Raw genomic sequence first — 26,051 nt, forward strand, 5'->3', positions numbered from 1 at the left:
GCGATGTTCGAGAACTTTTCTGAAATGATGCTGGAGCTGTTCGTCACCTCGCTGTGGGAGACGATCATCATGGTCGGCGTGTCCGGCATCGTCGGCGGCCTGGTGGGCATTCCGCTGGGTGTGTTCCTGCGCCTCACGGACGCGGGCGGCGTGCTGGAGAACGGCCCGGCCAACAAGATCGTGGGCTGGATCGTGAATGCCGTGCGCTCCACGCCGTTCATCATCCTGCTGGTGGCCATCATCCCGTTCACGCGCTTCATCACCGGATCGTCCATCGGCACCTGGGCGGCCGTGGTGCCGCTGACCATCGCCGCCGCGCCGTTCGTGGCGCGGCTGGTGGAGACGGCGCTGCGCGAGGTCGACAACGGCCTGGTGGAGGCCGCGCAGTCCATGGGCGCCACCACCGGCCAGATCGTGTGGAAGGTGCTGCTGCCCGAGGCGCTGCCCGGCATCGTGGCGGGCCTGACCATCAGCTTCGTGAGCCTCACGGGCTACTCGGCCATGGCCGGCGCCATCGGCGGCGGCGGGCTGGGCGACCTGGGCATCCGCTACGGCTACCAGCGCTTCCTGCCCGACATCATGCTGGCCGTGGTGGTCATCCTGATCTTCTTCGTGCAAGCCATCCAGAGCCTGGGTGACTGGGCCGTGCGCCGCCTGTCACACCGCTGATGCAGGACAGGAGGGCGCACACGGGATGTGTATGCTCCTGATTTGATAGCTTCTGGCGCTTGTGCAGCGGGCGCTGCGGGCTGTTTTGACAGAAGACCTGCGTGTGCGGGCGGCTTGGCCGATACTCGATGGCAAAGCCACTACCACGAAGGAGACCCCGCCATGTCCGCACTGCCCGCCTTTGCGCCACCGGATGACGCGCTGTTCCAGCGCGCCCAGTCCCTGCTGGACGATGAATGGCTGGCCCACGATGCCGATCTGGCTCCCGTGCTGCCCATGGTGCTGGCGCGCGGCGTGGGGCAGGACTGGCACAAGGCCGGAACCTTCCGCCATCACCTGGTGGGCGTGGCCCGGTCGCTGGCGCTGTGGGGCCAGCCCCGGGACGTGCGTCTGCTCGGGCTGCTGCACAGCGTGTACGGCAATGCCTTCGTCGACCTGGTGAAGTTCGACGCGGCCAGCGAGCGCGGCCGCCTGCAGGCGCTGGTGGGCGAGAGCGCCGAGCACCTGGTGTACCTGTTCTGCACCATGAGCCGCGCGCAGTTCGTGCAAAAGGTGCTGGCCGGCGAGCTGCAGGCCGACGGCTCGCTGGTCGTGGAGAAGAACGGCCCCGCGCCGCGCCAGACCGTGCACCTCGCACCCTACGAGGTGGCGGCTTTCACCATCGTCAGCATGGCCGACACGATCGAGCAGTGGTTCAGCTGGCAGGACGACATCTACTCGCGCTTTCCCGCCGTCGATCCTTCGCGCCCACAGGCCGTGCACTGGGCCGCGTCGCTGTGGCCCGGACCCATGCGCCCCACGGCCCGCATGGTCAGCCAGATCGCGGCGCTGGGCCTGGCGTTGCAGCACCCCGGGCTGCGCGGGCAGTTGCCGCTGCCGCCCGTGTTCGACCACTGCAGCCAGGGCCTGACGGCGCAGGACGAGGCGGCCGCCACGGCCCTGTATTGGTCGGTGATCCAGTTGGCGCAGCCGCTGGTGGACCTGGACGGCGCCACGGCCACGCTGGAGCAGGCCGTGCGCCTGAACCCCTGGGTGGGCGAGCCGCAGATGGTGCTGGCACAGCTGTACCTGTCTGCCGGCCGCACGCAGGACGCGGCGTGCGCCGCACGCGGGGCGCTGCAGGCCTTCAGCGCCTGGGGCAATGCCTGGGACAAGCGCGTGCAGTGGGACGCCTGGATCGCCTGGACGCGCATCCTGCTGCAGTCGGCCGAGGAGGGCGGCTGGCCCGCGCGGCTGGACAAGCTCAACAACGTGGCGCTCAAGGGCTGACGGGGCGGCGCTGCGGCCTTCCCGGGGAGTGGAGAATGCGCGGCCTTTCACCCCCTCAGGTGCTCTGTCGCTCGGGTGCTCTTCATGTGTGCGGGTTCTTTGGATATGGAAAAGTATTCGTTCGGAGGGCGTGCCGCAGGGGCTACGATGCCGGCTCTCCCTGTAACGGTATGAAAGGTTTCCCGTGATTTCCAAGCGCTCCCTGCTCCAATCGACCCTGGCCCTGGCAATGGCCGCCGGCCTCTCGGGCCACGCCCTGGCGCAGGACAAGCCGCTGAAGATCGGCGTGACGGCGGGCCCGCACGCGCAGATCTTCGAGCAGGTCAAAAAAGTGGCCGAACAGCAGGGCCTGAAGATCCAGGTGGTGGAGTTCAGCGACTATGTGCAGCCCAACGCGGCCCTGGCCGCCGGCGACCTGGACGCCAACAGCTACCAGCACAAGCCCTACCTGGATGCGCAGATCAAGGACCGTGGCTACAAGTTCGCCGTGGCGGCCAACACCGTCAACTTCCCCATCGGCCTGTATTCCAAGAAGGTCAAGAAGCTGGCCGACCTGAAGGAAGGCGCGCGCTTCGGCATTCCCAACGACCCCACCAACGGCGGCCGCGTGCTGCTGCTGCTGCAGGCGCAGGGCCTCATCAAGCTCAAGGACGGCGCAGGCCTGAAGGCCACGCCGCTGGACGTGGTGGGCAACCCGAAGAAGCTCAAGTTCGTGGAGCTGGACGCCGCGCAGCTGCCGCGCTCGCTGGACGACCTGGACGCCTCGGCCATCAACACCAACTTCGCCATCTCCGCCGGCCTGAACCCCAAGACCGATTCCATCGCGCAGGAAAGCCCGGACGGCCCCTACGTCAACCTGCTCGTGGTGCGTGAGGCCGACAAGAACAAGCCCTGGGTGGCGCAACTGGTCAAGGCCTACCAGAGCGAGGAGATCCGCCGCTTCATCGAGACGCAGTTCAAGGGCTCGGTGCTGGCAGGCTGGTGATGGCGCGCGGCGGGGGGCCTCGACCGGCCCCCGGCCCCGGTGCCGTGACCGCCGCTTGTCTGACAGCGGCGTTCCACGGCGGCCCGTAAGATGGTCCGGCCGCCCGCCATCGCGATGGCGCTGTGCGGCGCCTACCTCTGCCAGAAAGGGTCCGTATGAGCCACTACCGCATTGCCGTCGTCGTCGGCAGCCTTCGCAAGGATTCGTTCAACCGCAAGCTGGCCCACGCGCTGGCGCGCATGGCGCCCGCGGACTGCGAATTCCACCAGGTGCGCATCGACGACCTGCCGCTGTACAACCAGGATGACGACGGCCAGCAGGCCGAGTCCGTGCAACGGCTCAAGAAGGAGATCGCCGGGTCGCAGGGCGTGCTGTTCGTCACGGCGGAATACAACCGTTCCATCCCCGGCGTGCTCAAGAACGCCCTCGACAACGCATCGCGCCCCTATGGCCAGAGCGCCTGGGCGGGCAAGCCCGCGGGTGTGATCGGCGTGTCCATCGGCGCCATGGGCACGGCGATGGCGCAGCAGCACCTGCGCAATGTGCTGGCCTACCTGGACATGCCCACGCTGGGCCAGCCCGAGGCCTTCATCCATGCCAAGGACGGCCTGTTCAACGAAGACGGCACCATCGGCGAGGGCAGCAAGGACTTCTTGCAGCGCTGGATGGACCGGTACATCGCCTGGGTCAAGCGCCACAACGGCTGACAGTTGCTATCGATTAGATAGCTGTTTGCGCTTGACTATCAAGGGTTAAATCCCATTTTGATATGAAAAAACCCGCCCCGGCATGGCCGGAGGCGGGTTTTGTTTGGCGAGGCGCCGGGGCTGGTCAGGCGGCCTGGCTGACGCGGTCCTGGTTGGCGGCATGGGCCTTTACGTGGGCCTCGATCGCCTGGGCGGCGGCGGCCAGGGCCTGGGCCCTGGCATCGCCACCCATGGCCACGCCCTCGGCGCGCACGAAGCGCACGTCGGTCACACCGAAGAAGCCCAGCACGGTCTGCAGGTAGCTTTCCTGGTGCTCCATGGCGCGGCCGCCTTCGCTGGTGGAATACACGCCGCCGCGGCTCGACGCCACGATCACCGTCTTGCCCTTGGCCAGGCCCTCGGGGCCGTTGGCGGTGTACTGGAAGGTGCGGCCGGGCTGGGCGATACGGTCGATCCAGGCCTTGAGCTGCGTGGGGATGGTGAAGTTGTAGAACGGTGCGCCGATCACCACCACGTCGGCCGCCAGGAACTGGCTCACCAGCCGCTCGGACACGGCGTTCTCGCGCTGCTGCGCCTCGCTCAGGCCGTCGGTCTGGCCGGTACGCGGTGCCATCGCATCCATCGTGAAGTGCGCAGGCGCGTCGGCCACCAGGTCCAGGTAGCTCACCTGGGTGGCGGGATGGCTGGCCTTCCAGGCCTCGACGGTCTGCGCCGTGAGCTGGCGCGAGACGGACTGGTCACCGGTGATGGCGGAATCGATGTGCAGCAGTTGCATGGAAATCTCCTGGAGATAGGGACAAACCCGCAATGGGGCGATGGATAGATTGTCGTTTTGGAACGAATGTTTGATAAGCAGGCGGTGATGCGATAGATTGTTCTGAATTTGGAACGAAAGGCGCACGATGCAGGATCTGAACGACATGCTTTATTTCGCCGAGGTGGCCGAGCGCGGCGGCTTCGCCGCGGCGGGCCGGGCGCTGGGGATCCCGAAGTCGCGCCTGTCGCGCCGCGTGGCCGAGTTGGAAGCGCGCCTGGGCGTGCGCCTGCTGCAGCGCACCACGCGCACGCTGTCGCTCACCGAGGTGGGCGAGGCCTACCTGCGCCATTGCCAGGCCATGCGCGATTCGGCCCAGGCAGCGCAGGACACGGTGGACCAGGTACAGACCGAACCGCGCGGCACCGTGCGCGTGACCTGCCCGGTGACGCTGGCGCAGACGGTGGTGGCCGAGCTGATGCCGCAGTTCCTGCAGCGCCACCCCCAGGTGCGCCTGGAGATGCAGGTCACCAACCGCGTGGTGAACGTGGTGGAAGAGGGGGTGGACGTGGCGCTGCGCGTGCGCCCCACGCTGGAGGACAGCGGCAGCATGGTGGTCAAGCGCCTGGACGAGGTGCGCCTGCTGCTGGTGGCCAGCCCCGAGCAACTGCGGCGCCAGGGCACGCCCACCTCGCTGCGCGACCTGGCGCTGCTGGACACACTGGCCATGTCCGCGGCCGACGGGCGCGCCAGCCTGCGCCTGATCGGCCCCGAGGGGCGCGAGGAAACCGTGCACTTCACGCCGCGCTACGTGGCCGACGACCTTCTGACGCTCAAATTCGCCGCGTTGGCGGGCACGGGCCTGTGCTGGATGCCGGACTACATGTGCATGTCCGAATTGCAGGAGGGCCGGCTGGTGCACCTGCTGCCCCAGTGGACGCAGCCGCGCAGCGTGGTGCATGCGGTGTTTGCGTCGCGGCGCGGCTTGTCGCCGGCGGTGCGCAGCTTCCTGGACTTTCTGGGTGAAACCGTGCCCGGCCATTCCGCCGCGGTCTGTGAGCGGGGCGACACGGTCACGGCCGGCGCGGCACTGCCCCGCTGATGCGGCGGCGCGTGGTGTACGCAAGAGCGCGGGATGCATGGGCGGTGCGGCTTGATCCCCAGTGGGGGGGCGATGTAAGGGCGCTTTGCTTTTGATAGCTGTTAGCGCTTATCGCATAAGGGCTAGAGACCCATTTGACTTTCCATGGCGGTGCCGGGAGCCTGTGTGCCAGATGGCATTGCATATGCTCATCCGTGGATAAATTTACAAAAATATATTCTTTTGAGTTTTAACCTGCGCTCTCCACAATGCATGATTTCCTGCAACGTGGAGGCGCTCCCATGACCCCGGCAACCAAGCTCAAGACCCTTCTCGCCACGCTGGCCCTGGCGGCCAGCGGGCTGGCCTCGGCCCAGGCCAATGCGCTGCTGAACGTCTCCTATGACGTGGCGCGCGAGTTCTACAAGGACTACAACCAGGCCTTCATCGCCCACTACAAGAAAACCAAGGGCGTGGACATCAAGGTAGACCAGGCCCATGGCGGCTCCAGCGCCCAGGCGCGCGCCGTGAACGATGGCCTGGCCGCCGACGTGGTCACCTTCAACACCACCACCGACGTGCAGTTCCTCGCGGACAACGGCGTGGTGGCGAAGGACTGGGCCAAGAAATTCCCGCATGACGCATCGCCCACCACCTCCACCATGCTGTTCCTGGTGCGCCACGGCAATCCCAAGAACATCAAGGACTGGAACGACCTGATCCGCCCCGATGTGAAGGTGGTGGTGGTGAACCCCAAGACCGGTGGCAACGGCCGTTACGCCTACCTGGGCGCCTGGGGCTCGGTGCGCGAGAGGGGCGGCAGCGACGCGCAGGCGGCGGAGTTCGTGGGCAAGCTCTACAAGAACGTGCCCGTGCTGGCCAAGGGTGGGCGTGATGCCACGGCCACCTTCCTGCAGCGCAACATTGGGGACGTGCTGATCACGTTCGAGTCGGAGGTGGTGTCGGTGGAGCGTGAGTTCGGCAAGGGCAAGGTGGATGCGGTCTATCCCTCGGTGAGCGTGACGGCCGAGAACCCCGTGGCCATCGTGGAGCGCACGGTCGCCAAGAAGGGCACGGGCGAGCTGGCCAAGGCCTACCTCGACTACCTGTACTCGGATGAAGCGCAGGAGATCGCCGCCAAGCACGCGATCCGCCCGCGCTCCGAGGCGGTGCTCAAGAAGCATGCCGACCTGTTCAAGCCCATCCAGCAGTTCACGGTGGCCAAGTACTTTGGCTCGCTGACCGAAGCGCAGAAGGTGCACTTCAACGACGGCGGTCAGTTCGACAAGCTCTACACGCCTGGCAAGTAAGCAGTGAACACGCCCCTGAGCCGCCTGGCGCCTTCACCCCGGCCTGACTGCCCGGGTAGGGTGGCGGTGCCCGCGCATGCAAGCGCGGTGCCTGCGGGCGTGGGCCGCACCGGCTTTTGACTGGCGGCGAATAACGGATAACTCCATATGAGTGGCAAGAAAAGCGCCCCCAGGCGAGCCAAGAGGGTATTGCCCGGCTTTGGCCTCACGCTGGGCTACACGCTGTTTTACCTGAGCATCATCGTGCTGATCCCGCTGCTGGCGCTGCTGCTCAAGACGTTCACCATGACCTGGCCGCAGTTCTGGGAAGCGGTGGCGTCGCCGCGCGTGCTGGCGTCGTACCGCCTCACGTTCGGTGCCTCGTTCATCGCCGCCTGCGTGAACTTGGTGTTCGGCCTGCTCATCGCCTGGGTGCTGGTGCGCTACAAGTTCCCGGGCAAGAAGATCGTGGATGCGCTGGTGGACCTGCCGTTCGCGCTGCCCACGGCGGTCGCCGGTATTTCGCTCACCGCACTGCTCGCGGGCAATGGGTGGGTGGGGCAGTACCTGGAGCCGCTGGGCATCCAGCTCGCATTCAACCCCAACGGCATTGTGATTGCGCTGATTTTCATCGGCCTGCCGTTCGTGGTGCGCACGGTGCAGCCGGTGCTGGAAGACAGCGAGAAAGAGTTGGAAGAAGCGGCCACCAGCCTGGGCGCCACGCGTTGGCAGATCTTTCGCCATGTGATCCTGCCGGCCATCATGCCCGCGCTGCTCACCGGCTTTGCCATGGCGTTCGCGCGTGCCGTGGGCGAGTACGGCTCCGTCATCTTCATCGCCGGCAACATGCCCATGGTGTCTGAAATCACGCCGCTGATCATCATCGGCAAGCTGGAGCAGTACGACTACGCAGGCGCCACTGCCGTGGCGGTGGTGATGCTGGTGATCTCTTTCGTCCTTCTGCTGGTCATCAACGCCTTGCAGGCCTGGCAGCGCCGCCACGCAGGAGCACCCGCATGAGCGCCGCGAACACCCATACCGTGCGGCGCGCGCAGGCCGGAACGACCGAGGCGCGCTGGATCCAGTGGGCGCTGATTGGCCTTGCCATGGTGTTCCTGCTGCTGTTCCTGGTGTTGCCGTTGGCCGCCGTGTTCACCGAGGCGCTGCGCAAGGGTGTGAATGCCTACCTGGAGGGCCTGCGCGAGCCCGACGCCTGGTCCGCCATCCAGCTCACGCTGCTCACGGCCGTGATCGCCGTGCCGCTGAACCTGGTGTTCGGCATCGCCGCGGCGTGGTGCATCGCCAAGTACGAGTTCAAGGGCAAGGCCTTCTTGACCACGCTGATCGATCTGCCGTTCTCCATCTCGCCCGTGGTGGCGGGCCTGATGTACGTGCTGGTGTTCGGCGCCAACGGCTGGCTGGGGCCCTGGCTGGCGGCGCACGACATCAAGATCATCTTCGCCGTGCCGGGCATCGTGCTGGCCACCGTGTTCGTCACGTTCCCGTTCATCGCGCGTGAACTGATCCCGCTGATGCAGGCGCAAGGCAACGACGAGGAGCAGGCGGCGGTGGTGCTGGGCGCGAGCGGCTGGCAGACCTTCTGGCACGTGACGCTGCCCAACATCAAGTGGGGCCTGCTGTACGGCGTGATCCTGTGCAACGCCCGGGCGATGGGCGAGTTCGGCGCGGTGTCGGTGGTGTCGGGCCACATCCGCGGCCAGACCAACACCATCCCGCTGCACGTGGAGATCCTCTACAACGAATACCAATCGGTGGCCGCGTTCGCAGCCGCCTCGCTGCTGGCGCTGCTGGCATTGGTCACACTGGTCATCAAGTCGGTGGCCGAGTGGAAGAGCGAACAGGAAATGAAGGCCGCGGCCGCGCTGCCGCCCGAGCGGCCTGCGCCCGCGCCCGGCGCGCCGCGCTGAAGGACGAACACATGAGCATTGAAATCCGCAACGTCAGCAAGCAGTTCGGCGACTTCCAGGCGCTGCGCGACGTCAGCCTGGACATCCAGTCGGGCGAACTCATCGCGCTCCTGGGCCCCTCGGGCTGCGGCAAGACCACGCTCTTGCGCATCATCGCGGGGCTGGAGACCCCCGACGTGGGCAGCATCCACTTCAGCGGCGAGGACACGACCGACGTGCACGTGCGCGAGCGCGGCGTAGGCTTCGTGTTCCAGCACTACGCGCTGTTTCGGCACATGACGGTGTTCGACAACGTGGCCTTCGGCCTGCGCATGAAGCCGCGCAAGGAGCGGCCGTCCGAAGCGCAGATCAAGGAGAAGGTGATGAGCCTGCTCAAACTCGTGCAGCTGGACTGGATCGCCGACCGCTATCCCTCCCAGCTTTCGGGCGGGCAGCGCCAGCGTATCGCCCTGGCGCGCGCGCTGGCCGTGGAGCCCAAGGTGCTGCTGCTGGACGAGCCCTTCGGCGCGCTGGATGCCAAGGTGCGCAAGGAGCTGCGCCGCTGGCTGCGCCGCCTGCACGACGAGCTGCATGTGACCAGCATCTTCGTGACCCATGACCAGGAAGAAGCGCTGGAAGTGGCCGACCGCGTGGTCGTCATCAACCAGGGACGCATCGAGCAGCAGGGCACGCCCCAGCAGGTGTGGGACAACCCTGCCAGCCCCTTCGTCTATGGCTTTTTGGGCGACGTGAACCTGTTCAAGGGCCGCGCCAACGACGGCCGGGTGTACCTGGACGACGGCATGCAGCTGGAGAGCCCCGAGGCCCAGCACGCCGACGATGCGCGCGCGTTCGCCTACGTGCGCCCGCACGACCTGGACGTGGAGCGCTATTCCCCCGGCCAGGCGCTGGACGCGCACGGGCGCCCGCGCGGCATCGTGGTGCAGTTGGCGCGCGCCATTGTGGTGGGGCCGATCGCGCGGCTGGAACTAATCCCCGAGGGCGATACCCAATCGGCGGACAATGCGCCCTCGGACGCGTTGATCGAAGCGCAGATTCCGGCGCAGCAATTCCACGAGATGGGGCTGCGTGAGGGCGAGACGCTGGTGGTGACACCGCGGCGCGCCAAGGTGTTTCTGGACGAAGCCGCCGGCATCTGAGAGCCGCTGCCTGCCAAGGGAGCGGATGCGGAGGCCGCTCCCTGCAAGGAAAACAAAAAGTGTTGTTGAACTGGATTGATACCGCCCCGCGCCGCATCCTGGCGCTGATCAGTGCCGCCTGCGTGGCCATGCTGGCCTTTGGCATGTACCTGCAGCATGTGGTGGGACTGGAGCCTTGCCCGATGTGCATCGTGCAGCGCTATGCTCTCATAGGTGTAGCGGTCTTCGCAGGACTGGCAAGCGCTAGAGGCCAAAAAGGCTGGTGGATGACATGGAGCGTGCTGGCCCTGGTAGCGGCTGGATTCGGCGCCTTCGTGGCGGCGCGCCAGAGCTGGCTGCAGTGGTACCCGCCAGAGATCGCCACTTGCGGGCGCGACTTCTACGGAATGATCGAGAACTACCCCATCAGCCGCGCCATCCCCATGATCTTCCGCGGCTCGGGCGACTGCACGGCGGTGGACTGGACGTTCCTCGGCGGCTCCATCGCCAACTGGTCGTTTGTCTGGTTCTTGGTGTTTGCCGTGCTGCTGCTGGTGCTGTTGGTGCGCGGCGGGCGCGGCGCGCCGGACACGCTGGCCCGGGCATAACTACGCGTCTTTTTTTGACCTCTCGCGGGGCGCCTTCGGGCGCCCCGCGGCGCTTCACCTCGTCTTCACCCCGTCTCCAACCCATCTCACGCGGTTGTGGGTGGGAAGACCACGGGCGGCGCGCCGGGCTTCCAGGCCTCGTACTTGTGCATGACGCCCAGGAACAGCGGCGACTGCTGCCAGCGCACCAGCCATGCGCGCAGATGTGGCCAGGGTGCGGCCTGCCACTGCGCGTCGTCGATGCCGGCGAACTGGCGCACGAAGGGCGCGATGGCCATGTCGGCCAGGGCGGCGCGCGGTCCGAAGAGGTGCCCGCCCGGCTCCAAGGCCAGGCGCTGTTCCAGCACCCGCAGCCAGGCATGGGCGGCGGCCCGTTCGTCCGCCGGGCTGGCGTCGGGGTAGCGGTTGGGGTACTTGCAACGGTCCAGCGCCCGCTTGAACGGACCATCGCACTGCGCGATGAGCTCCAGCATGGCGCCCAGGTCACCCCGGCCGGGGTTGAGCCAGCCGTGCGGGTCATGGGCCGCCAAGGCCCATCGCATGATGTCCAGGCTGTGCTCCAGCACCTGCCCCGGCAGCACCAGCACGGGCACCGTGGCCTGGGGCGATACGGCCAGCAGCGCCGCCGGCTTGTCGCGCAGCACCACTTCGCGCAGTTCGCAGCGCTGGCCGCTCACCGCCAGCGCCATGCGCGCGCGGATGGCATAGGGGCAGCGGCGAAACGAATACAGAACGGGCAGGGCAGACGTGGCGGGCATGCGCCCGAGTATGCAGCGCTGTCCATCACCGCATCGGGGCACGGGTTGCGGCAGGTGTGTGCCAGCCCAGCTTGCGCCGTACGCGCCGCCAGCCCAGCACGATGCCGCTCAGGCTGATCACCGTGCCGCCCACACTCAGCGCCACCAGCAGCACGTCCCACAACGGCCGGCGCTGCAGCAGCGGCAGCCAGTCCCAGCTGTGCAGCAGGCCGAACAGCCAGCGCGAGGTGCGGCGGTGCCGGTCCAGCCGACCCAGCACTGCGCCCGTGTGTGGGTCCAGGTGCACCCAACTGGCGTGCGGGTCGCCGAACACCAGCCGCAGCACGGGCAACGGTTTGTCGGTGCCGCCGGTCATGGTGTGGGCGTCCCGCGTGTAGTAATAAGCGTCGTACGCGCGCAGGGTCTCGACGCGCTGCAGCGGCGCATCGACCAGCCGGGCTGCGGTGGCTTCCAGCTCGCCCGGCTGCCATGCGTGGGGCAGGGCGGTATGCGCGTCCAGCACCGTGGGCGGGCCAGAGGCTGGCAGCGCCTGCACCAGCGCATGGCCGGCGGTGCGTGTCCAGCGTAGTTCGCGCGTGTCGGTGGGCGCAGCCTGCAGCAGGGCGGTCACGGGTGCGCCTGCGTGCGGCAGCTGCAGGGGCCCGCCGTGCATGGCGTTGGTGCGTAGAGCGGGTGCGCCGCTGTCGAAGATGCGCCAGGGGTTCATGGACATCAGGCCGCTGAAGATCCACGCGAGCGTGACGACCATGAACAGCAGGCCCGCCACGTGATGCCAGCGCGCCCATGCGGACGGGAACGGCGTACGCCGGCCGCTGCGGTAGGTGCCCGCGAAGCGCCAGCGAAGGATGCCGATCACGCCGCCTGTGACCACTGCGGCGATACCCAGCAGCGACAGCGCATTGACGATGTCCGCCCAGTAGCGGTCCACCAGGCCGCCGCGCAGCGGGTACAGCCAGTGCAGCCACGCGCCCGCGTAGTTCCATTGGCGCTCGGTGCGTGTGGCATCGCGCACCACCTCGCCGGTCGTGCCGGAGATGTAGAGCACCGTGTCGTGTGCATCGCCCAGGCGCACGCGGTGCAGGGGCCGGTGCATGTCCAGCGCGCGGGAGTGGGTGAAGGCGTCTTCCTGCAGCCTGCCTTCGTGAACGGCATGGGCCGGACCCTGCGCGTAGGCTGCAGCGCTGGCCAATGCCCGTGGCGCGTCGACGGCCGTGAGCACGGCGCCGGTGCGGGCGTCGATCACCACCGGGGCGCCGCGCGGGCGTGCGTCGCCGGGCGGGGCGGCCTTGGACGGCTGGGGCGTGGCCAGGTACACCGCCCGCCCGCCGCTGGCCACGGCCAGCCGCAGGTCGCGCAGCGGGCCCTGCAGCCCGGCGGCGGCCAGGGCCTGGTCGGGCTCCAGCGCCACGGCGGCGCCGCGCAGCGGCGGCAGGTGCATCAGCCGCTCGGCGGGCGTGAGCTTGGGATAGCCCACGTACATCATCACCACGCCGGAGACGAACCACATGGCGAAGAAGGCGCACAGCAGCACGCCCAGCCAGCGGTGGACCAGAAACAGCCAGCGTTTGGCATGCACCATCATGGCCTCCGGTTGCTCAGAAGGCGACGTGCAGCGTCACGTCGGCCGTGCGCGGCGCGCCCAGGTAGGCCTGGCCCGGGCGTCCTTCGGCGGCGTAGATCCGGTCGGTGGCATTGCGCAGGCGCCCGGTTAGCGAGGCTGTCTTGCTGATCTTCCAGGACAGCCCCAGATCGAGCAGCGTGTATGACGGCCAGTAAATGGTGTTGGCTGCGTCGGCATAGGTCTTGCCCACATGGCGCAGTCCCGCGCTGGCATGGAGGATGGGGGTGATGGCGTAGGTCACCCACAGGTTGGCGACGCGTTCGGGCGTGAACGTGGGGTCTTGCCGGCCAGCGAAACCCCGCCCTGCATGAAGTTCTCGTACCGGGCACGGGTTGCCATCAGGTTGGCCTGCACTTGCCATTGGACGGAAGGGCGCAGGCCCACCGCGAGTTCAATGCCACGGGAGGACTGCTCGCCGACCAGGATGGTCAGGCCGGGGTTGTTGGGGTCCTGCGAGGCGATGTTGTTGCGTGTGATCTGGAAAGCGGCCAGGGTTGCGGAGCCCTTGCGGTCCCAGAAATCGAATTTACTGCCCAGCTCGAACTGGCGCCCGGTCGTCAGTTCGCTGTTGTTGCGCACATCCCCGAAGGTCGCGGTGGAGAGCGAGCCGGAGGGCGGATCGCCGGCGGTGGCGTACTGTGCGTAGAGATTCGCGTCGGGAGCTATGTCCCAGACCATACCGATGCGTCCCGTGGTGGGGCGGTAGCCGCGGCTGAAGGTCGCGGGGTTGGCGGTCGTGACGGCGCGTCGGTTGGTCAGGTCCAGCTCGATGCGCTCGTGGCGCAGGGCGGTGACGAGGTGGAGGGCGGGGAGCACCGCAGTGCGGTTCTCTAGATACAAGGCCGTGGACGTGGTTTTGTTGTCGCGGTCCGGGTTGAAGCCCGGTTGCATGTCGGGAATGTCGAAGAAGTTCTCAGTCGTGAACTGGTAGGGGTCCACCGTGCTCACGATGCTGGAGAGTCCGTTGGGGAAGCGCGTTTGCCGGTTCACGCTCACATCCAGGCCGAAGGCCCAGTCGCTCTTGCGGCCAGCCAGGCTGCCTTTGTAGGTGCCTTCGAAACGGTTGCCCAGCACTTTCTGGTCATGGCGTTGCAGGTAGGTGCCCGTGCGGATCACCTGGGTGTTGCTGGCATTGAAACGGTAGGTTTCCACGTTGCGGTAGTCCCGCAGCGCGTCATAGGCATAGAGCGTGTTCTTGAACTGCAGCGCATCGGAGGTGCGCCATTGGGCAATCGAGCGCAGCCATTGCACCTGGTGAGCGTAGATGCCGTCGGCGCTGTTGTAATTCTTGAACCGGGTGGCTCGGTCGATTCGGGTTTCCCCGGCCGTCGGATTGAGTGTGGGTGTGCCCCAGTAAGGGCGGTCCACGTTATCTTTTTGCAGTTCGTAGGCGAGGGTGTGCGTGAAGCCGCCCCCGAAGTCGGACAGCAGCGAGGTAGCCAGTTGGGTGGATTGTGTGTGCATTCCTTCGACCCAGCTGCCGGCATTGCGGTGGTTCAGATCGATGCGCGCGAAATGCTGCGTGCCCGCCGTGCCATCGCTGCTTCCCAGACGGCGGTTCAGGCCCAGCGAGATTTCCTTGAGGTTGTTCTGGCCCAGCCGCAGCTGGCCTTCGCTGAAATCGTAGCGTTCGGCCGTCTTGGTGATGTAGTTGAGGGAGCCACCCACGGCGCCTGAACCATACAGAAAGCTCGATGCACCGCCCACGGCCTCCACGCGGTCGTAAATCCAGCTGTCCACGGCGCGCGTCGCGCTGCCGAAATCCAGCTGTCCACGGCGCGCGTCGCGCTGCCGTAGTGGACGGTGATGCCGTTGTAGAGCTGGGTGACCGAGTTGCCGGTGAAGCCACGGTAGCTGGCCGACATGGAGCCTGGGGCGTTGTGGGCAGAAACGCCGGGGATGGCGCGCAGGATTTCCTGGGTGTCCTGGGCGCCGCGCGCTTCGATGGTGCTGCGGTCCACCACGGTGACGCTGGCGGGCGTCTCGCGCGGGGTCAGGCCCAGGCGGCTGCCGGTCTCCACCGGGGTGTCCAGCGGCAGCAGGCCGGGGGGCCTGGGTGGCGTCGCTTACCTCCACGGTGGGCAGGGTGGGCGTCAGCGGGTCGGCGGATTGGGCGGAGGCGGCACCGGCCAGCGCGGCCAAGGTGAACGCGCCGGCGCTCTGGCGTATGTCGATACGGAACATGCGTGAAAACTCTCTCGGTCTCTGCGGAAGAACGGCCGACGAGTGCAGCGCGCCGCCCCAGTGGTGTGCGGGGGGTGGTGCTGTCTCGTGCGGCAAGGCACACCCAGTGCGTGGGCGTGGCAAGGGCCGCCTGGGGAGCCAGCAGGCTCCTTGCGGCCCGGCAGGGTCAGAGAGTCGAGGGAGGGCCGCGCGCCGGCAGCGGCGCGGCGGTGGCCGCGGCAATGCGCGCCGCCTCGATGGGCTGCAGCGCATGGGCCAAAGGTGGAGGCGGCTCGACCACCGCGGTTTCGGGGGCGGGCGGTGCGCCTGCGGGCGCGCACAAGGGGCAGTCCATACCGGACGCGCCCATGGCGCCCACACTGCCGTCGTCCGCCTGGACCATCAGCATCACCGCGCCCGAGGCCGAGCACACCAGCTGCAGGGACTGTGGGTGCACCAGCGGCGAGGCCACGGCCACGCCCAGTGAAGCCATGAACCAGCCCAGCATCCAGGTGCGCAGTGTGAGCGAGAGGCGGGGCCAGTTCATGGCGGCGATTATGCCCATTGCGGGGCTGCGCCGCGCAGGCATTTTTCAACCAGGGTGCTTCCAGTTTTATAGCTGCCGGCGCTTGATCTATAAGCCTGAAAGGCTTTTTTGATGCGGTTTTGCTGGCGGGGTGGCATCACTGCGGCGGCGCGGACTCGCGCAGCAGCCAATCGCGGAACGCCTGCAGGGCATCGGTCGGGGCGCGTGACTTGAGACGACACAGCCAGTAGTCGCCCAGCGCTGCCGTGCACGCGAAGGGCTGGACCAACCGCCCCTGGCGCAGTTCGCGCTCGAACATGCGCACGGGCAGCAACGCCACGCCCGCGCCTTGGGCTGCGGCCTCGGCCAGGGTCAGCGACGAGTCGAACACCGCGCCGCGCAGCACGGGGCAGGGCGCGCCCGCGGCGGTGAACCATGCGGGCCACTCATCGGCACGGTAGCTGCGCAGCAGGGCCTCCGCGCCCAGGTCAGCAGGTTCGCGCAGGCGCGCAGCCACTTCTGGCGCGCACAGGGGCGCCAGCGGCGCGGGCATGAGCCGCTCGGCGTCTGTGCCGTGCCAGGCGCCGTCGCCGAAGCGGATGGCGCAGTCCAGCCCTTCGCCCGCAAGGTCCACGCGGTTGTTGTGCGTGAGCAGGCGCAGGTCGACGAAGGGGTGGCTTTCATGGAAGGCGCGCAGGCGCGGCAGCAGCCACCCCACGGCGAACGTACCCACCACGCCCACGGTCAGCACCTCGCGCGGGCGGGTGTCGGCCAGGCGCTGCAGGGCCTGGCCGATGCGCGCAAAGCTGTCGGACAGCACGGGCACCAACTGGCGGCCCTCATCGGTCAATGCCAGGCCGCGCGGCAGGCGGCGAAACAGCGGCTTGCCCACGCGTTCCTCCAGGTTGCGGATGTGCTGGCTCACCGCGGTCTGGGTGACGTGCAGTTCCTCCGCGGCGCGTGTCAGGTTCAGGTGGCGGGCCGCCGCCTCGAAGGCCCGCAGCGCATTCAGGGGCAGATGCATGGGTGAAGTTTTTCTAAGGGCTGGTGGCGATTATTGTCGATGGTCAAGCCCTATGTGCCGCCTTATCGTGGCGCCTTCTTTCCACACATAACGAGGTAAAACAATGGACCGAAGAAGCTGGTTACTGGGCGCCGCGCTGCTGCCCCTGGTAGGTTGTGCCCAAACGGGGGTCGAGAAAAACAGGGCTCAGGCCACACAGCAGTTGCAGGCCGCGCTGGGCCGGGTGGAGCGGCGCGTGGGCGGGCGGCTAGGCGTGGCCGTGCTGGACACGGGCTCGGACGCCCTTGCGACCTACCGCGGCGACGAGCGCTTTGCGCTGTGCAGCACCTTCAAGCTGCTGCTGGCCGGCCAGGTGCTGCAGCGTGCGGACCAGGGGCTGGAGCGGCTGGATGCACGCGTGCGTTATGGCCGGGAGGATCTGGTGGAATATTCCCCGCGCACCGAGCCGCACGCGGGCGGCGCCGGCATGACCGTGGCCGAGCTGTGCGAGGCCACCATGGTGCTCAGCGACAACAGCGCCGCCAACCTGCTGCTGCGCCGCCAGGGCGGGCCCGCCGGCCTGACGGCCTGGCTGCGCACGCTGGGCGATGCGCACACACGGCTGGACCGCATCGAGCCCGCGCTCAACGATGTGCCTGCGGGCGAACTGCGCGACACCACCACGCCGCGCGCCATGGTGCACACCGTGCAGAAACTGGTGCTGGGCGATGCGCTGTCTTGCGAGGCACGGGCGCGGTTGCAGGGCTGGTTGCTGGGCAACCTCACGGGCGACAAGCGGCTGCGCGCGGGCATGCCGGCGGGCTGGCGCATCGGCGAGAAGACCGGCACCGCCAACGGCACCAGCAACGACGTGGGCGTGGTGTGGCCGGAGGGCGGGGCGCCGGCCGTGGTGGCGTGCTATCTCACGCAGTGCCCCGCTGCGCCCGCGCAGCGCGACGCGGCGATTGCCGAGGTGGGGTCGCTGGCGGCCGCATGGCTGGCGGCCGCGGGGTGAGGCTCAGAGCTTCTTGACCAGCACCTGGCTCTTGCGGTCCCAGTTGTACTTGCGCTTGCGTGCGTCGGGCAGCCAGTCTGGGTCCACGGGCGAAAAGCCCCGCTTGATGAACCAGTGCATGGTGCGCGTGGTCAGCACGAAGATGCTGGACAGGCCCAGCATGCGCGCGCGCTGCTCGATGCGCTTGAGCAGCTTCTCGCCGTCGCCGGTGCCCTGGCTTTGCGGGGACACGGTGACGGCGGCCATCTCGGCCGTGCCGGCCTCCGGGTAGGGGTAGAGCGCGGCGCAGCCGAAGATCACGCCGTCGTGCTCGATCACGGTGTAGGCGGCGATGTCGCGCTCGATCTCGGTGCGGTCGCGCTTGACCAGCGTGCCGTCGCGCTCGAACGGCTCGATGAGCTGGATGATGCCGCCAACATCGTCGATGGTGGCTTCGCGCAGCTCTTCCAGCTTTTCGTCGATGACCATGGTGCCGATGCCGTCGTGCACGTAGATCTCCAGCAGCAGCGCGCCGTCCACCGCGAACGGCAGGATATGGCTGCGCTCCACGCCGTGCTCGCAGGCCCTCACGCAATGCTGCAGGTAAAAACCCACATCGGTCGGCTGCTGCGCGGGCGGCAACTGGGCCAGCAGCTGGCGCGCTGCGGCCAGGGGCAGTTCGGTGTCGATGGGGTTGTCCTCGGCGTCGGGTTCCAGCGGCTGGATGCGGATGCCCGGCACTTCGGTCAGGAACAGCAGCTTGTCTGCCTTGAGCTCGGTGGCCACGCGTGTGGCGACTTCCTCCATGGCCAGGTTGAAAGCCTCGCCCGTGGGCGAGAAGCCGAAGGGCGAGATGAGCACCATGGCGTCGGACTCCAGCGTGCGTCGGATGCCTTCCACGTCCACCTTGCGCACCAGGCCCGAGTGCTTGAAGTCCACGCCGTCCACGATGCCCACGGGCCGCGCCGTAAGGAAGTTGCCGGAGATCACGCGCACGCGCGAGCCCGCCATGGGCGTGTTGGGCAGGCCCTGGCTGAAGGCGGCCTCGATCTCATAGCGCAGCTGGCCCGCGGCCTCCTGGGCGCAGTCCAGCGCCACGGAATCGGTCACGCGCATGCCGTGCGAGTAGCGCGGGGCGTGCCCCTTGGCGTGCAGCTGTTCGTTGACCTGCGGGCGAAAGCCATGCACCAACACGATCTTCACGCCCATGGCCTGGATCATCGCCAGGTCCTGCACGATGCTCTGCAGCTTGCCCGCGGCGATGGCCTCACCCGTCAGGCCCACCACGAAGGTCTGGTGCCGGAACTTGTGGATGTACGGCGCCACGGACCGGAACCAGGGAACGAAGGTGAAGTTGAAGACCGTGGACATGGGCGGTGCGTCAAAGGGTTGGCGGTGGAGCGGTGAAAAGAGGGGCGGAGACGAAAAGCGCTCGCGGCTTCCCGTGCGCCTGTACCAGGGCAGGGGCGTCAGCAAGCGCAGGCCGCAGTGTAGCGGGCTGCGCGCCGTGCCGCGGGCAGCGCGGGGAGGGAGGAGGAATGCTCCTCAAATAATAGCTGCCAGCGCTTGATTGTGATGGTTTCCGAAGGGTTTTCTTTTGGAATCCACCGCAGGACAAGCGCAGACAGCTATTCAAATAATAGCTGCCCACGCGGCCATCAGCGCTCGCCGCGCGCCGACAGCGCCAGCGAACCACGTGCGGCAGCCGGCCGCGCCGTCCGCACGGGGGCCGGCTTGCGCTGGGCGGGGCGGGCATCGCGCCAGCGCATGGCCCAGCGTTCCACGGTGTAGTACGACAGCGCCGCCAGTGCCGCCGAGATCAGGAAGCCCAGCACGACCACGGCCGGCCACGGCAGGTCGGCGCGCAGGTAGCGCACCACGGGGTAGTGCCACAGGTAGATGCCGTACGACAGCTTGCCCACCAGCATCAGGGCCGGTGCGCTCAGCATCTGGTGCAGTGCGCCGCGGTGCTGCTGCACCGCCAGCAGCACCACCAGGGCGGCGCATTCCACCACCGTCATGCCCCAGAGCATGGCGTTCATGTCGTCCCAGGACTGGGCCATCAGCAGCGGCACGGCCAGCACCACCCACATGAAATGGTGCAGCCGCTGGCGCAGCGCCTGGAACCAGGCGGGTTGCTCGTGCAGCAGCGTAGCCAGCAGGCTGCCGGCCAGCAGGCCCGTGGCGCGGGTGTCGAAGCGGAAGAAAATCTCGTAGAACTGCTGGCCCTGCGCCACCCACAGCACGCGCCAGGCCCACGCCAGCACCAGCAGGCCCAGCACCGGGCGCCACAGCGCGCCGCGCGGCGTGAAGCGCGCCAACACCACCAGGAGCGGTGGCCAGACCAGATAGAAGTGCTCTTCCACCGACAGCGACCACATGTGCAGCAGCGTGTCGGGGCTGTCGAAGAAGGCGATGCCGTAGTCGGCCAGGTACAACAGGGACACCAGCGCGTCGGAATACACGTCCGTGAGGTCCGGCCACAGCAGCGGCGCGAACACGCAGTACGCCCCCAGGAACAGCGCCAGCGCGGGCATCAGGCGGAAGAAGCGGCGGCGGTAAAAACGCCAGTAGTCCAGCCGGCCGTTGCTTTGCAGTTCCTGCAGCAGCAACGAGGTGATCAGGAAACCGCTGAGCACGAAGAACAGGTCCACCCCGTAGAACGCGCCGTCGAACAGTGGCGCATGGGCGTGCGACAGGATCACCAGCAGGATCGCCACGCCGCGCAGTCCGTCCAGTGCGCTGTTGTAGGCCAGGCTCGGCGCGCGGCCGTCATGGCTGAGGGGGTTCACCCGGGGGTTGTCCATTTTGTCTGCCAAAACGCGGCACCTCCATTGCTGGGCAGGCCTGGCGCCCGCCGTGTTCATCACCAATCACATCCCGACCCGGAATGGGCTTGTCGCCAGTCCAATGCGCTGCCCAGGCCGTGCCTGGCCGCATTGCGCTGGCTGGGAGTGGTCGACACTGCCAGCCGTCCCTGAGGACGGCGCGGCACCCTTCGCTCCTGTGTCGGTAAGGCAGGCCGTGAAAGCGGTCCTGCGGTCGTGGGCACGCGCTGCGTGCCGCGCCGGATCTGCGCCCGGCCGTCGGATTCTAGGGGCCGTCCATAGGCGGCGGGTTACCAAATGTCGCTACCAATTCAGGGTGATGACTTTCGGGTGAGTGCGAAGTTCCGCTGCAAGCCACCGTGGCGTGACCGCGGGCACGCGGGGCCCATGGCGGAGGCGGTGAAATTGTCTTTCCGGTTACCATCAAAGGGTTAACCCTGATGATGCGTTCGCCCCAGCGGACGCTTTTTCTTTTCTGCAAGCGGCCCTTCGCGGGCCTCGTACACCGGCCCCACAAGGGCCCTCACTGAAGGAGAGCTTATGTTCCGCAGGACCGTTCTTGCCGCTGGCGCAGTCCTGGCCCTGGCCGCAGGCGCACCCACGATGGCGCTGGCCAAGGATGCCTGGCCGGTCAAGACCATCACGCTGGTGCAGCCCTACGCACCCGGCGGCACCAGCGACATGCTGGCGCGCATCATCGCCAACGAGCTGGAAAAGCGCATCACTGCCAGCGTGATCGTGGAAAGCAAGGCCGGTGCCAACGGCAACATCGCCACCGCCTACGTGAGCCGCGCCAAGCCCGACGGCGGCACCTTCCTGGTGGGCTCCAGCAGCCCGGTGGTGATTTCGCCCACGCTGTACAAGAACGTGCCCTACGACCCGGTGAAGGACCTCACGCCCATCACCCCGCTGGCCAAGGCGCCGTTCCTGCTGGTCACGGGCGCCAACTCGGGCATCAACTCGGTGGACGAGCTGCTCAAGCTCATCAAGGCCGACAAGATCAACTTCGGCTCGGCCGGCGCGGGCTCGCCCCAGCACATGATCGTGGAGATGTTCCACATGCAGGCCAAGGCCAAGACCATGCACGTGCCCTACAAGGGCTCCGCGCCGCTGGTGCTGGCCGTGATGTCCAACGAAGTGCAGTACGCCATCGACAACCCCGTGCCGCTCAAGCCGCAGATCGAGGCCGGCAAGATCAAGGCGCTGGCCATCACCAGCAAGACCGCCTCGCCCAAGTTCCCGGGCGTGAAGCCGCTGGCGGAGCAGGGCTTTCCCGGCTTCGAGGCCGAGCCCTGGTACGGCATGATCGGCTCCAAGGGCCTGCCCCAGGACCTGGCCGAGCGCATGAACAAATACGTGCGTGAGATCCTGGCCCAGGAGAACGTGAAGCAGAAAATCTCCGACCTGGGCGCCGAGGCCTATGGCCTGAGCACGGCCGACTTTGCCAAGCTGATCGCCGCCGACATTCAGAAGTGGGGCGCTGCGGTCAAGGCATCGGGCGCTACGGCGGACTAAACGCATGCAATAGGTGACAAAAAAGGCCGTGAGGATTCACGGCCTTTTTTGCGTCTGACGCCCACCGGTCAAGCGCGGGCAGCTATCAATCAATGAGTGCTGCTACTGTCCCGGAGCCTCCAGGGCGAACAGCGGCACCTGCGCCTGGCGGCTGAGCCACAGGCCCCCGCCCATGTCGATGAAGTGCCGCGCAAGGCCGCGGCGGTACAGCGACGCGCGGTGGCGGTACAGGCGCGGGTCGGTCAGGTCTTCGTCGATGATGTCGCGCTCGTAGTCCTCGCGCGTGACGGCCTCCAGGTACAGCGCGCCGCGGCACAGGCGCCCCAGGTTGTCCAGCGCCCGCGCCAGGTCCTGCGTGCCCAGGTAAGGCAGCACGCCCTGGCAGATGACGAAGTCGAAAGGCTCGCGCGCCGTGTAGTCCACCACCGAGCCGCGCTCCCACCCGAAACGCTCGCACAGGTAGGGGCTGTACTCCACGCCCTGGTAGAGCGCGCCGGGCAGGTGGTGCTGCACCATGTCCCGCCACAGACCGATGCCGCAGCCCACGTCCAGCACCCGTGCCACGGGCACGCGCAGGTAGTGCAGATAGCTGCAGACGAAGCTGCCCAGCCGCTGCGCATGGCCGGGGTCCACCACGCTGGTTTTCTTGTCGAAGTAGTAGCGCTGGTAGTACGCCTCGTCAAACCACTGCTCACACGCCGATTGCACGCATGCTCCTGAAGAAGGCGGCGCCGGGCTGGTACCGCTCTCCGGGAGTATGGACCAGTCCATCGCGATGGCGGGCGGTTGCCATGGGGGGCCCCCCGGTGTGCCACGCGTACTGCGGCGTCTATATTGCGCGGCAGTGCCGTATGAGAACCCGATGAAAGGAGCGCCCATGTCCGCCGGAGACTGGAAAGACCTGTACGCCGCCGCCTCCACGGGGGATCTGGCCCGGGTGCGCTATCACATCAGCGCGGGCGTGGATCCCAACTACCAGCACCCCGAGGTGCTGTGCACGCCGCTCGTCGCCAGCCTGGTGCAGGGCCACGATGCGGTGGCGCGCTACCTGCTGGAGCACGGGGCGGACCCGCACCTGCTGTCGGAGTTCGACGGGCTCACGCCGCTGCAGGCTGCGCTGCGCCATGGCCGCGGTGAGCTGGCCGCACTGCTGCGCAGCCGGGGTGCGCGCGACGTGCCGCCGCCCAGGCGCGTGGCAGCGTGGCGGCGCTGGCTGCCGTTGTAGCGCGCGGGGCGTAGCGCTAAGGCGTTATTGTGCTGTAGCGCTTACTGATAAAGCGCTGGCAGCTATAAAAAAAGGAGTAATCAGCCTTGGGTAGCAGCCCCTCAGCGCTGGCGCAGGCTCTGCCAGCCCAGCAGCGCCAGCACCACCGCCACCATGGGCAGCATGCCGGCGTTGATGCCGCCCCAGCCGACGCTGTGCAGCAACTGGCCCGAGCCGAAGGACGCCACGGCCACGGTGCCGAAGACCAGGAAGTCGTTCAGCGCCTGCACCTTGGCGCGCTCGGACGGGCGGTGGCAGTCGGCCAGCAGGGCCGTGGCGCCGATGAAGCCGAAGTTCCAGCCCACGCCCAGCAGCACCAGAGCGCCCCAGAAATGGGTGAGCGCCAGTCCCATCAGGGCCAGCAGGCCCGACGCGGCAATCAGCACCAGCCCCAGGCCCGTTACGGCGCGCTTGCCCCAACGGGCGATCAGACGGCCGGTGAAGAAGCTGGGTGCGAACATGGCGAGCACATGCCACTGGATGCCCAGGGCGGCTTCGCCCACGCTGTGGCCGCAGCCCACCATGGCCATGGGAGCGGCCGTCATCAGAAAGGCCATCAGCCCATAGCTCACCACGCCCGCGATGGCCGCCACGATGAACTGCGGCGTGCGCGCGATCTGCGACAGCGGCCGCGCGCCATGCGACTCGGCACGCGGCGGCGCGGGCGGCAGGCGCAGAGCCAGCAGCAGCGGCAACGCCAGCAGCGCAAGCGCGGCCTGGCTGTAGAAACTGCCGGCGAACGGCGTGGCGGGCAGGCTGTCGCGCGTCCAGATCACCACCTGCGGGCCAATGATGGCCGCGATCAGCCCGCCCACCATGACCCGCGATATGGCGCTGGCGTGGCGCGTGGTGTCGCCTACCGCGTCGATCGCGGCGAAACGGTAGCTCTGCACGCAGGCGCCGTAGAAGCCCGCCAGCGTCGTGCCCAGGCAGAACAGCAGGAAGTCCGACTGGCTGATGCCCCAGGCCGCGATCAAGCCCGACAGCACGCCCAGCACCGCGCCCAGCAGATAGGCCGTGCGGCGGCCCGCGCGGTGCATGAGCCATGCCGCGGGCAGGGTAGAGAGGGCCAGGCCCAGCTGGTACAGGCTCACGGGCAGCGTGCTGGCGGTAGGCGTGCTCGACAGCATCTGGCCCACCAAGCCCCCGAGCGAAATGATGATGGGGGGCGAGGCGCCACCCAATGACTGGGCGGCGACCAGCAGGCCAAGATTGCGGCGTTCAAGAGCGGTGGAAGAGGTCTTCATGGGCGGGAGGCGGCGAACAGGACGCCTATTGTCTTCGCTGGACGTACGGTTCCGGGATAGACCATGCATCATTTTTCGCGGTAGATGACGCGATAAAGGATGCAGATGGTGGCATGAAGAGGGTGGGTTGTCGCAAATGAGCCCAGTTGAAGATAACTGCGTTGAAAGGGCCGGATTTTTGTGCTCTTTTGCTGAAGGTTGCGGGTGTGATTTGCCTGCTTATTAGTGGAAATTGATTGGCGATAGATGCTTTTTGCTGAAAGAAAAGGATTTTTAAGGGGCGTAGAATCCGCGGCGAATTTGCTTGGCTTTTTGGCATGCCCCCCTCCTGTTCCTCTCACCCCTCTGACGCTCCCGTGCTGCAAGTGCGGCAGGTGCGCCTGCGCCGCGGTGTCACGCAGGTCTTTGACGGGCTTGATCTCACGCTGGCCGAGCCGCGCATTGGACTGATCGGCCACAACGGCGCAGGCAAGACCAGCCTGCTGCGGCTGTTGTGCGCGCTGGAGGTGCCCGACGACGGCCAGGTGCTGTCGCACGGGCAAGATTTGCAGGCACTGCCGCAAGGGCAATTGCGGGCCCAGCGCGTTGGCATGATGTTCCAGAACCCCGACGATCAAATCATCTTCCCCACGGTGGAAGAGGAACTCGCCCTGGGCCTGCAACCGCAGGGCCTGTCCCGGCGTGATGCGCTGGCGCGCGCCCGCGCCTTCCTGGCCGAACGGGGCCTTGCCGACTGGGCCGCGCGCGCGGTCGGGGCGTTGAGCCAGGGCCAGCGCCAGCACGTTTGTTGGCTTGCATTGCTGCTCGCCGGGCCGCGAACGCTGTTGCTGGACGAACCCTTCGCCAGCCTGGACCTGCCGGGGCAGGCACGGCTGGCCGATGACATTGCCGCCTGCGGGCGGCAGGTGGTGGTGTCCACCCATGTGCTGGAGCATGTGCGCGACTACCCGCGCGTGGTCTGGCTGCATGAAGGCCGGGTGCAGGCGGACGGCCGCGGCCACGATGTGTGCGCGGCGTATGAAGCCGCCGTTGCCCAACAGGTGGCGCGGGCCCGCGCCGCGGCGGGCATGCCACATGCCCATATGCGCGCCGCGGCCTGAGCGAAGGATGCAATGCCATGGGTAGCCTCTACAGCGAACACCTCACCTGGCTGCACCGCTGGCCCGCGGGGTGCAAGCTGGCCGGCATGGCGGTGCTGGGCACGTTGCTGTTCGTGCTGTCGGCGCCGGGGGCGTTGGCGGCGGCGGGCGTGGCGTGCGCACTGTTGTGGTGGAGCCTGGGGCCGGCCACGCGCGTGGCGCGCCGGCTCATCGTGTCGGTGTTCATCGCTGCGGCGCTGGTGGCGGGCTTTCACCTGTGGATGGGCCGGCCCGAGGTGGCGGCGGTGAGCGCGCTGCGCCTGGCCTGCGCCTCCACACTGGGGGTGGCGCTCACCGTGAGCACGCGTCCCACGGACTTGCTGCAGGTGCTGGATGCGCTGCTGCGGCCCCTGGCGCACCTTGGCCTGCGGCCGGAGCGCGTGTCGCTGCAACTGGCGCTGATGCTGCGGTTCACCGAACATTTCTTCGTGCAGTGGAAGAAGCTGGACGAAGCCCACCGCCTGCGCACCGGCCGCGCCGGCGGCCTGCGGCTGATCGCGCCGCTCACCGTGCAGATGCTGCAGGGGGCGCAGCGTGTGGCCGATGCCCTCTACGCCCGTTTGGGCGGCTGACTATTCCTGTTTT

Annotated in this window: 24 protein-coding genes and 1 pseudogene; 15 read left to right on the plus strand and 10 right to left on the minus strand. The window is 67.6% G+C overall.

Going from position 1 to position 26,051, the window contains the following annotated elements; genetic code table 11:
• The first annotated feature begins 3 nt into the window (after nucleotides 1-3).
• The 4 genes from HND92_RS08375 (at nucleotide 4) to HND92_RS08390 (ending at nucleotide 3,630) form a co-directional block, all read left to right on the plus strand.
• A complete protein-coding gene (locus HND92_RS08375; protein ID WP_011805550.1) occupies nucleotides 4-669 on the plus strand; it encodes a methionine ABC transporter permease in 666 nt (221 codons plus the stop codon).
• A gap of 162 nt (nucleotides 670-831) precedes the next feature.
• Nucleotides 832-1,938: a DUF6817 domain-containing protein gene (locus HND92_RS08380; protein ID WP_172206719.1), complete on the plus strand. Its 1,107-nt coding sequence runs from the start codon at nucleotides 832-834 to the stop codon at nucleotides 1,936-1,938.
• A 184-nt stretch (nucleotides 1,939-2,122) separates the two neighbouring features.
• Entirely contained in the window at nucleotides 2,123-2,923 is an 801-nt protein-coding gene (locus HND92_RS08385; protein ID WP_011805548.1) for a MetQ/NlpA family ABC transporter substrate-binding protein, read from the plus strand.
• A 155-nt stretch (nucleotides 2,924-3,078) separates the two neighbouring features.
• On the plus strand, nucleotides 3,079-3,630 hold the full coding sequence (locus HND92_RS08390) for an NADPH-dependent FMN reductase (RefSeq protein ID WP_011805547.1): 552 nt from the start codon (nucleotides 3,079-3,081) through the stop codon (nucleotides 3,628-3,630).
• Between the two features lie 124 nt (nucleotides 3,631-3,754).
• On the opposite strand, the gene HND92_RS08395 is transcribed toward HND92_RS08390, so the two are convergent.
• The gene (locus HND92_RS08395) at nucleotides 3,755-4,405 is read right to left on the minus strand and encodes an FMN-dependent NADH-azoreductase (RefSeq protein WP_172206720.1); all 651 of its coding nucleotides are present in this window, start codon (nucleotides 4,403-4,405) and stop codon (nucleotides 3,755-3,757) included.
• A 127-nt stretch (nucleotides 4,406-4,532) separates the two neighbouring features.
• Between HND92_RS08395 and HND92_RS08400 the strand changes: the two genes are divergently transcribed.
• From HND92_RS08400 to HND92_RS08425, 6 genes are all read left to right on the plus strand, one after another.
• Entirely contained in the window at nucleotides 4,533-5,486 is a 954-nt protein-coding gene (locus tag HND92_RS08400) for a LysR family transcriptional regulator (protein ID WP_172206721.1), read from the plus strand.
• Nucleotides 5,487-5,767: 281 nt separating this feature from the next.
• Entirely contained in the window at nucleotides 5,768-6,775 is a 1,008-nt protein-coding gene (locus HND92_RS08405; RefSeq protein WP_011805544.1) for a sulfate ABC transporter substrate-binding protein, read from the plus strand.
• A gap of 147 nt (nucleotides 6,776-6,922) precedes the next feature.
• Nucleotides 6,923-7,774: a sulfate ABC transporter permease subunit CysT gene (gene cysT / locus HND92_RS08410; protein WP_011805543.1), complete on the plus strand. Its 852-nt coding sequence runs from the start codon at nucleotides 6,923-6,925 to the stop codon at nucleotides 7,772-7,774.
• Nucleotides 7,771-8,682 carry a sulfate ABC transporter permease subunit CysW gene (gene cysW / locus HND92_RS08415; protein ID WP_088886958.1) on the plus strand — a complete coding sequence of 304 codons (912 nt, stop codon included), beginning with the start codon at nucleotides 7,771-7,773 and terminating at the stop codon, nucleotides 8,680-8,682. The genes cysT and cysW overlap by 4 nt, the downstream gene beginning before the upstream one ends.
• An 11-nt stretch (nucleotides 8,683-8,693) precedes the next feature.
• Nucleotides 8,694-9,821, plus strand: a complete 1,128-nt coding sequence (locus HND92_RS08420; protein ID WP_011805541.1) for a sulfate/molybdate ABC transporter ATP-binding protein — start codon at nucleotides 8,694-8,696, stop codon at nucleotides 9,819-9,821.
• A 59-nt stretch (nucleotides 9,822-9,880) separates the two neighbouring features.
• Nucleotides 9,881-10,408: a disulfide bond formation protein B gene (locus HND92_RS08425; protein WP_172206722.1), complete on the plus strand. Its 528-nt coding sequence runs from the start codon at nucleotides 9,881-9,883 to the stop codon at nucleotides 10,406-10,408.
• Between the two features lie 86 nt (nucleotides 10,409-10,494).
• Here the strand turns inward: HND92_RS08425 and HND92_RS08430 are convergent, their stop codons facing one another.
• From HND92_RS08430 to HND92_RS08450, 5 genes and pseudogenes are all read right to left on the minus strand, one after another.
• Nucleotides 10,495-11,166 carry a glutathione S-transferase gene (locus HND92_RS08430; protein WP_103738328.1) on the minus strand — a complete coding sequence of 224 codons (672 nt, stop codon included), beginning with the start codon at nucleotides 11,164-11,166 and terminating at the stop codon, nucleotides 10,495-10,497.
• A 25-nt stretch (nucleotides 11,167-11,191) separates the two neighbouring features.
• Nucleotides 11,192-12,745, minus strand: a complete 1,554-nt coding sequence (locus HND92_RS08435; RefSeq protein WP_172209210.1) for a PepSY-associated TM helix domain-containing protein — start codon at nucleotides 12,743-12,745, stop codon at nucleotides 11,192-11,194.
• 16 nt (nucleotides 12,746-12,761) lie between these two features.
• A pseudogene (locus HND92_RS08440) lies at nucleotides 12,762-14,971 on the minus strand (TonB-dependent receptor).
• Between the two features lie 166 nt (nucleotides 14,972-15,137).
• The gene (locus HND92_RS08445) at nucleotides 15,138-15,497 is read right to left on the minus strand and encodes a DUF2946 family protein (protein WP_253940124.1); all 360 of its coding nucleotides are present in this window, start codon (nucleotides 15,495-15,497) and stop codon (nucleotides 15,138-15,140) included.
• Nucleotides 15,498-15,633: 136 nt separating this feature from the next.
• Nucleotides 15,634-16,500: a LysR family transcriptional regulator gene (locus tag HND92_RS08450; protein WP_011805536.1), complete on the minus strand. Its 867-nt coding sequence runs from the start codon at nucleotides 16,498-16,500 to the stop codon at nucleotides 15,634-15,636.
• Between the two features lie 103 nt (nucleotides 16,501-16,603).
• Between HND92_RS08450 and bla the strand changes: the two genes are divergently transcribed.
• Entirely contained in the window at nucleotides 16,604-17,494 is an 891-nt protein-coding gene (gene bla / locus HND92_RS08455; RefSeq protein ID WP_172206724.1) for a class A beta-lactamase, read from the plus strand.
• Between the two features lie 3 nt (nucleotides 17,495-17,497).
• Here bla and argA read toward each other — a convergent pair whose 3' ends face one another.
• Nucleotides 17,498-18,844, minus strand: a complete 1,347-nt coding sequence (gene argA, locus HND92_RS08460; protein WP_015913105.1) for an amino-acid N-acetyltransferase — start codon at nucleotides 18,842-18,844, stop codon at nucleotides 17,498-17,500.
• A 287-nt stretch (nucleotides 18,845-19,131) separates the two neighbouring features.
• Complete coding sequence (locus tag HND92_RS08465; RefSeq protein WP_172206725.1) at nucleotides 19,132-20,280, minus strand: acyltransferase; 1,149 nt, start codon at nucleotides 20,278-20,280, stop codon at nucleotides 19,132-19,134.
• Between the two features lie 561 nt (nucleotides 20,281-20,841).
• Here HND92_RS08465 and HND92_RS08470 point away from each other — a divergent pair.
• A complete protein-coding gene (locus tag HND92_RS08470; RefSeq protein ID WP_103738335.1) occupies nucleotides 20,842-21,816 on the plus strand; it encodes a tripartite tricarboxylate transporter substrate binding protein in 975 nt (324 codons plus the stop codon).
• Between the two features lie 102 nt (nucleotides 21,817-21,918).
• Here the strand turns inward: HND92_RS08470 and HND92_RS08475 are convergent, their stop codons facing one another.
• Nucleotides 21,919-22,524 (minus strand): trans-aconitate 2-methyltransferase, encoded by a 606-nt coding sequence (locus HND92_RS08475; protein WP_172206726.1) that lies wholly within the window; start codon nucleotides 22,522-22,524, stop codon nucleotides 21,919-21,921.
• 169 nt (nucleotides 22,525-22,693) lie between these two features.
• On the opposite strand from HND92_RS08475, the gene HND92_RS08480 reads away from it, so the two are divergent.
• Nucleotides 22,694-23,041, plus strand: a complete 348-nt coding sequence (locus HND92_RS08480; protein ID WP_103738341.1) for an ankyrin repeat domain-containing protein — start codon at nucleotides 22,694-22,696, stop codon at nucleotides 23,039-23,041.
• Between the two features lie 101 nt (nucleotides 23,042-23,142).
• On the opposite strand, the gene HND92_RS08485 is transcribed toward HND92_RS08480, so the two are convergent.
• The gene (locus HND92_RS08485; RefSeq protein WP_172206727.1) at nucleotides 23,143-24,327 is read right to left on the minus strand and encodes an MFS transporter; all 1,185 of its coding nucleotides are present in this window, start codon (nucleotides 24,325-24,327) and stop codon (nucleotides 23,143-23,145) included.
• 317 nt (nucleotides 24,328-24,644) lie between these two features.
• Here HND92_RS08485 and HND92_RS08490 point away from each other — a divergent pair, with 317 nt between their 5' ends.
• Both HND92_RS08490 and HND92_RS08495 read left to right on the plus strand, forming a co-directional pair.
• The gene (locus HND92_RS08490) at nucleotides 24,645-25,427 is read left to right on the plus strand and encodes an energy-coupling factor ABC transporter ATP-binding protein (RefSeq protein WP_172206728.1); all 783 of its coding nucleotides are present in this window, start codon (nucleotides 24,645-24,647) and stop codon (nucleotides 25,425-25,427) included.
• 17 nt (nucleotides 25,428-25,444) lie between these two features.
• Complete coding sequence (locus HND92_RS08495) at nucleotides 25,445-26,038, plus strand: energy-coupling factor transporter transmembrane protein EcfT (protein WP_172206729.1); 594 nt, start codon at nucleotides 25,445-25,447, stop codon at nucleotides 26,036-26,038.
• The last annotated feature ends 13 nt before the right edge of the window (nucleotides 26,039-26,051 follow it).

Source organism: Diaphorobacter sp. JS3050 (genome assembly GCF_013154915.1).
GTDB lineage: Bacteria > Pseudomonadota > Gammaproteobacteria > Burkholderiales > Burkholderiaceae_C > Diaphorobacter > Diaphorobacter nitroreducens.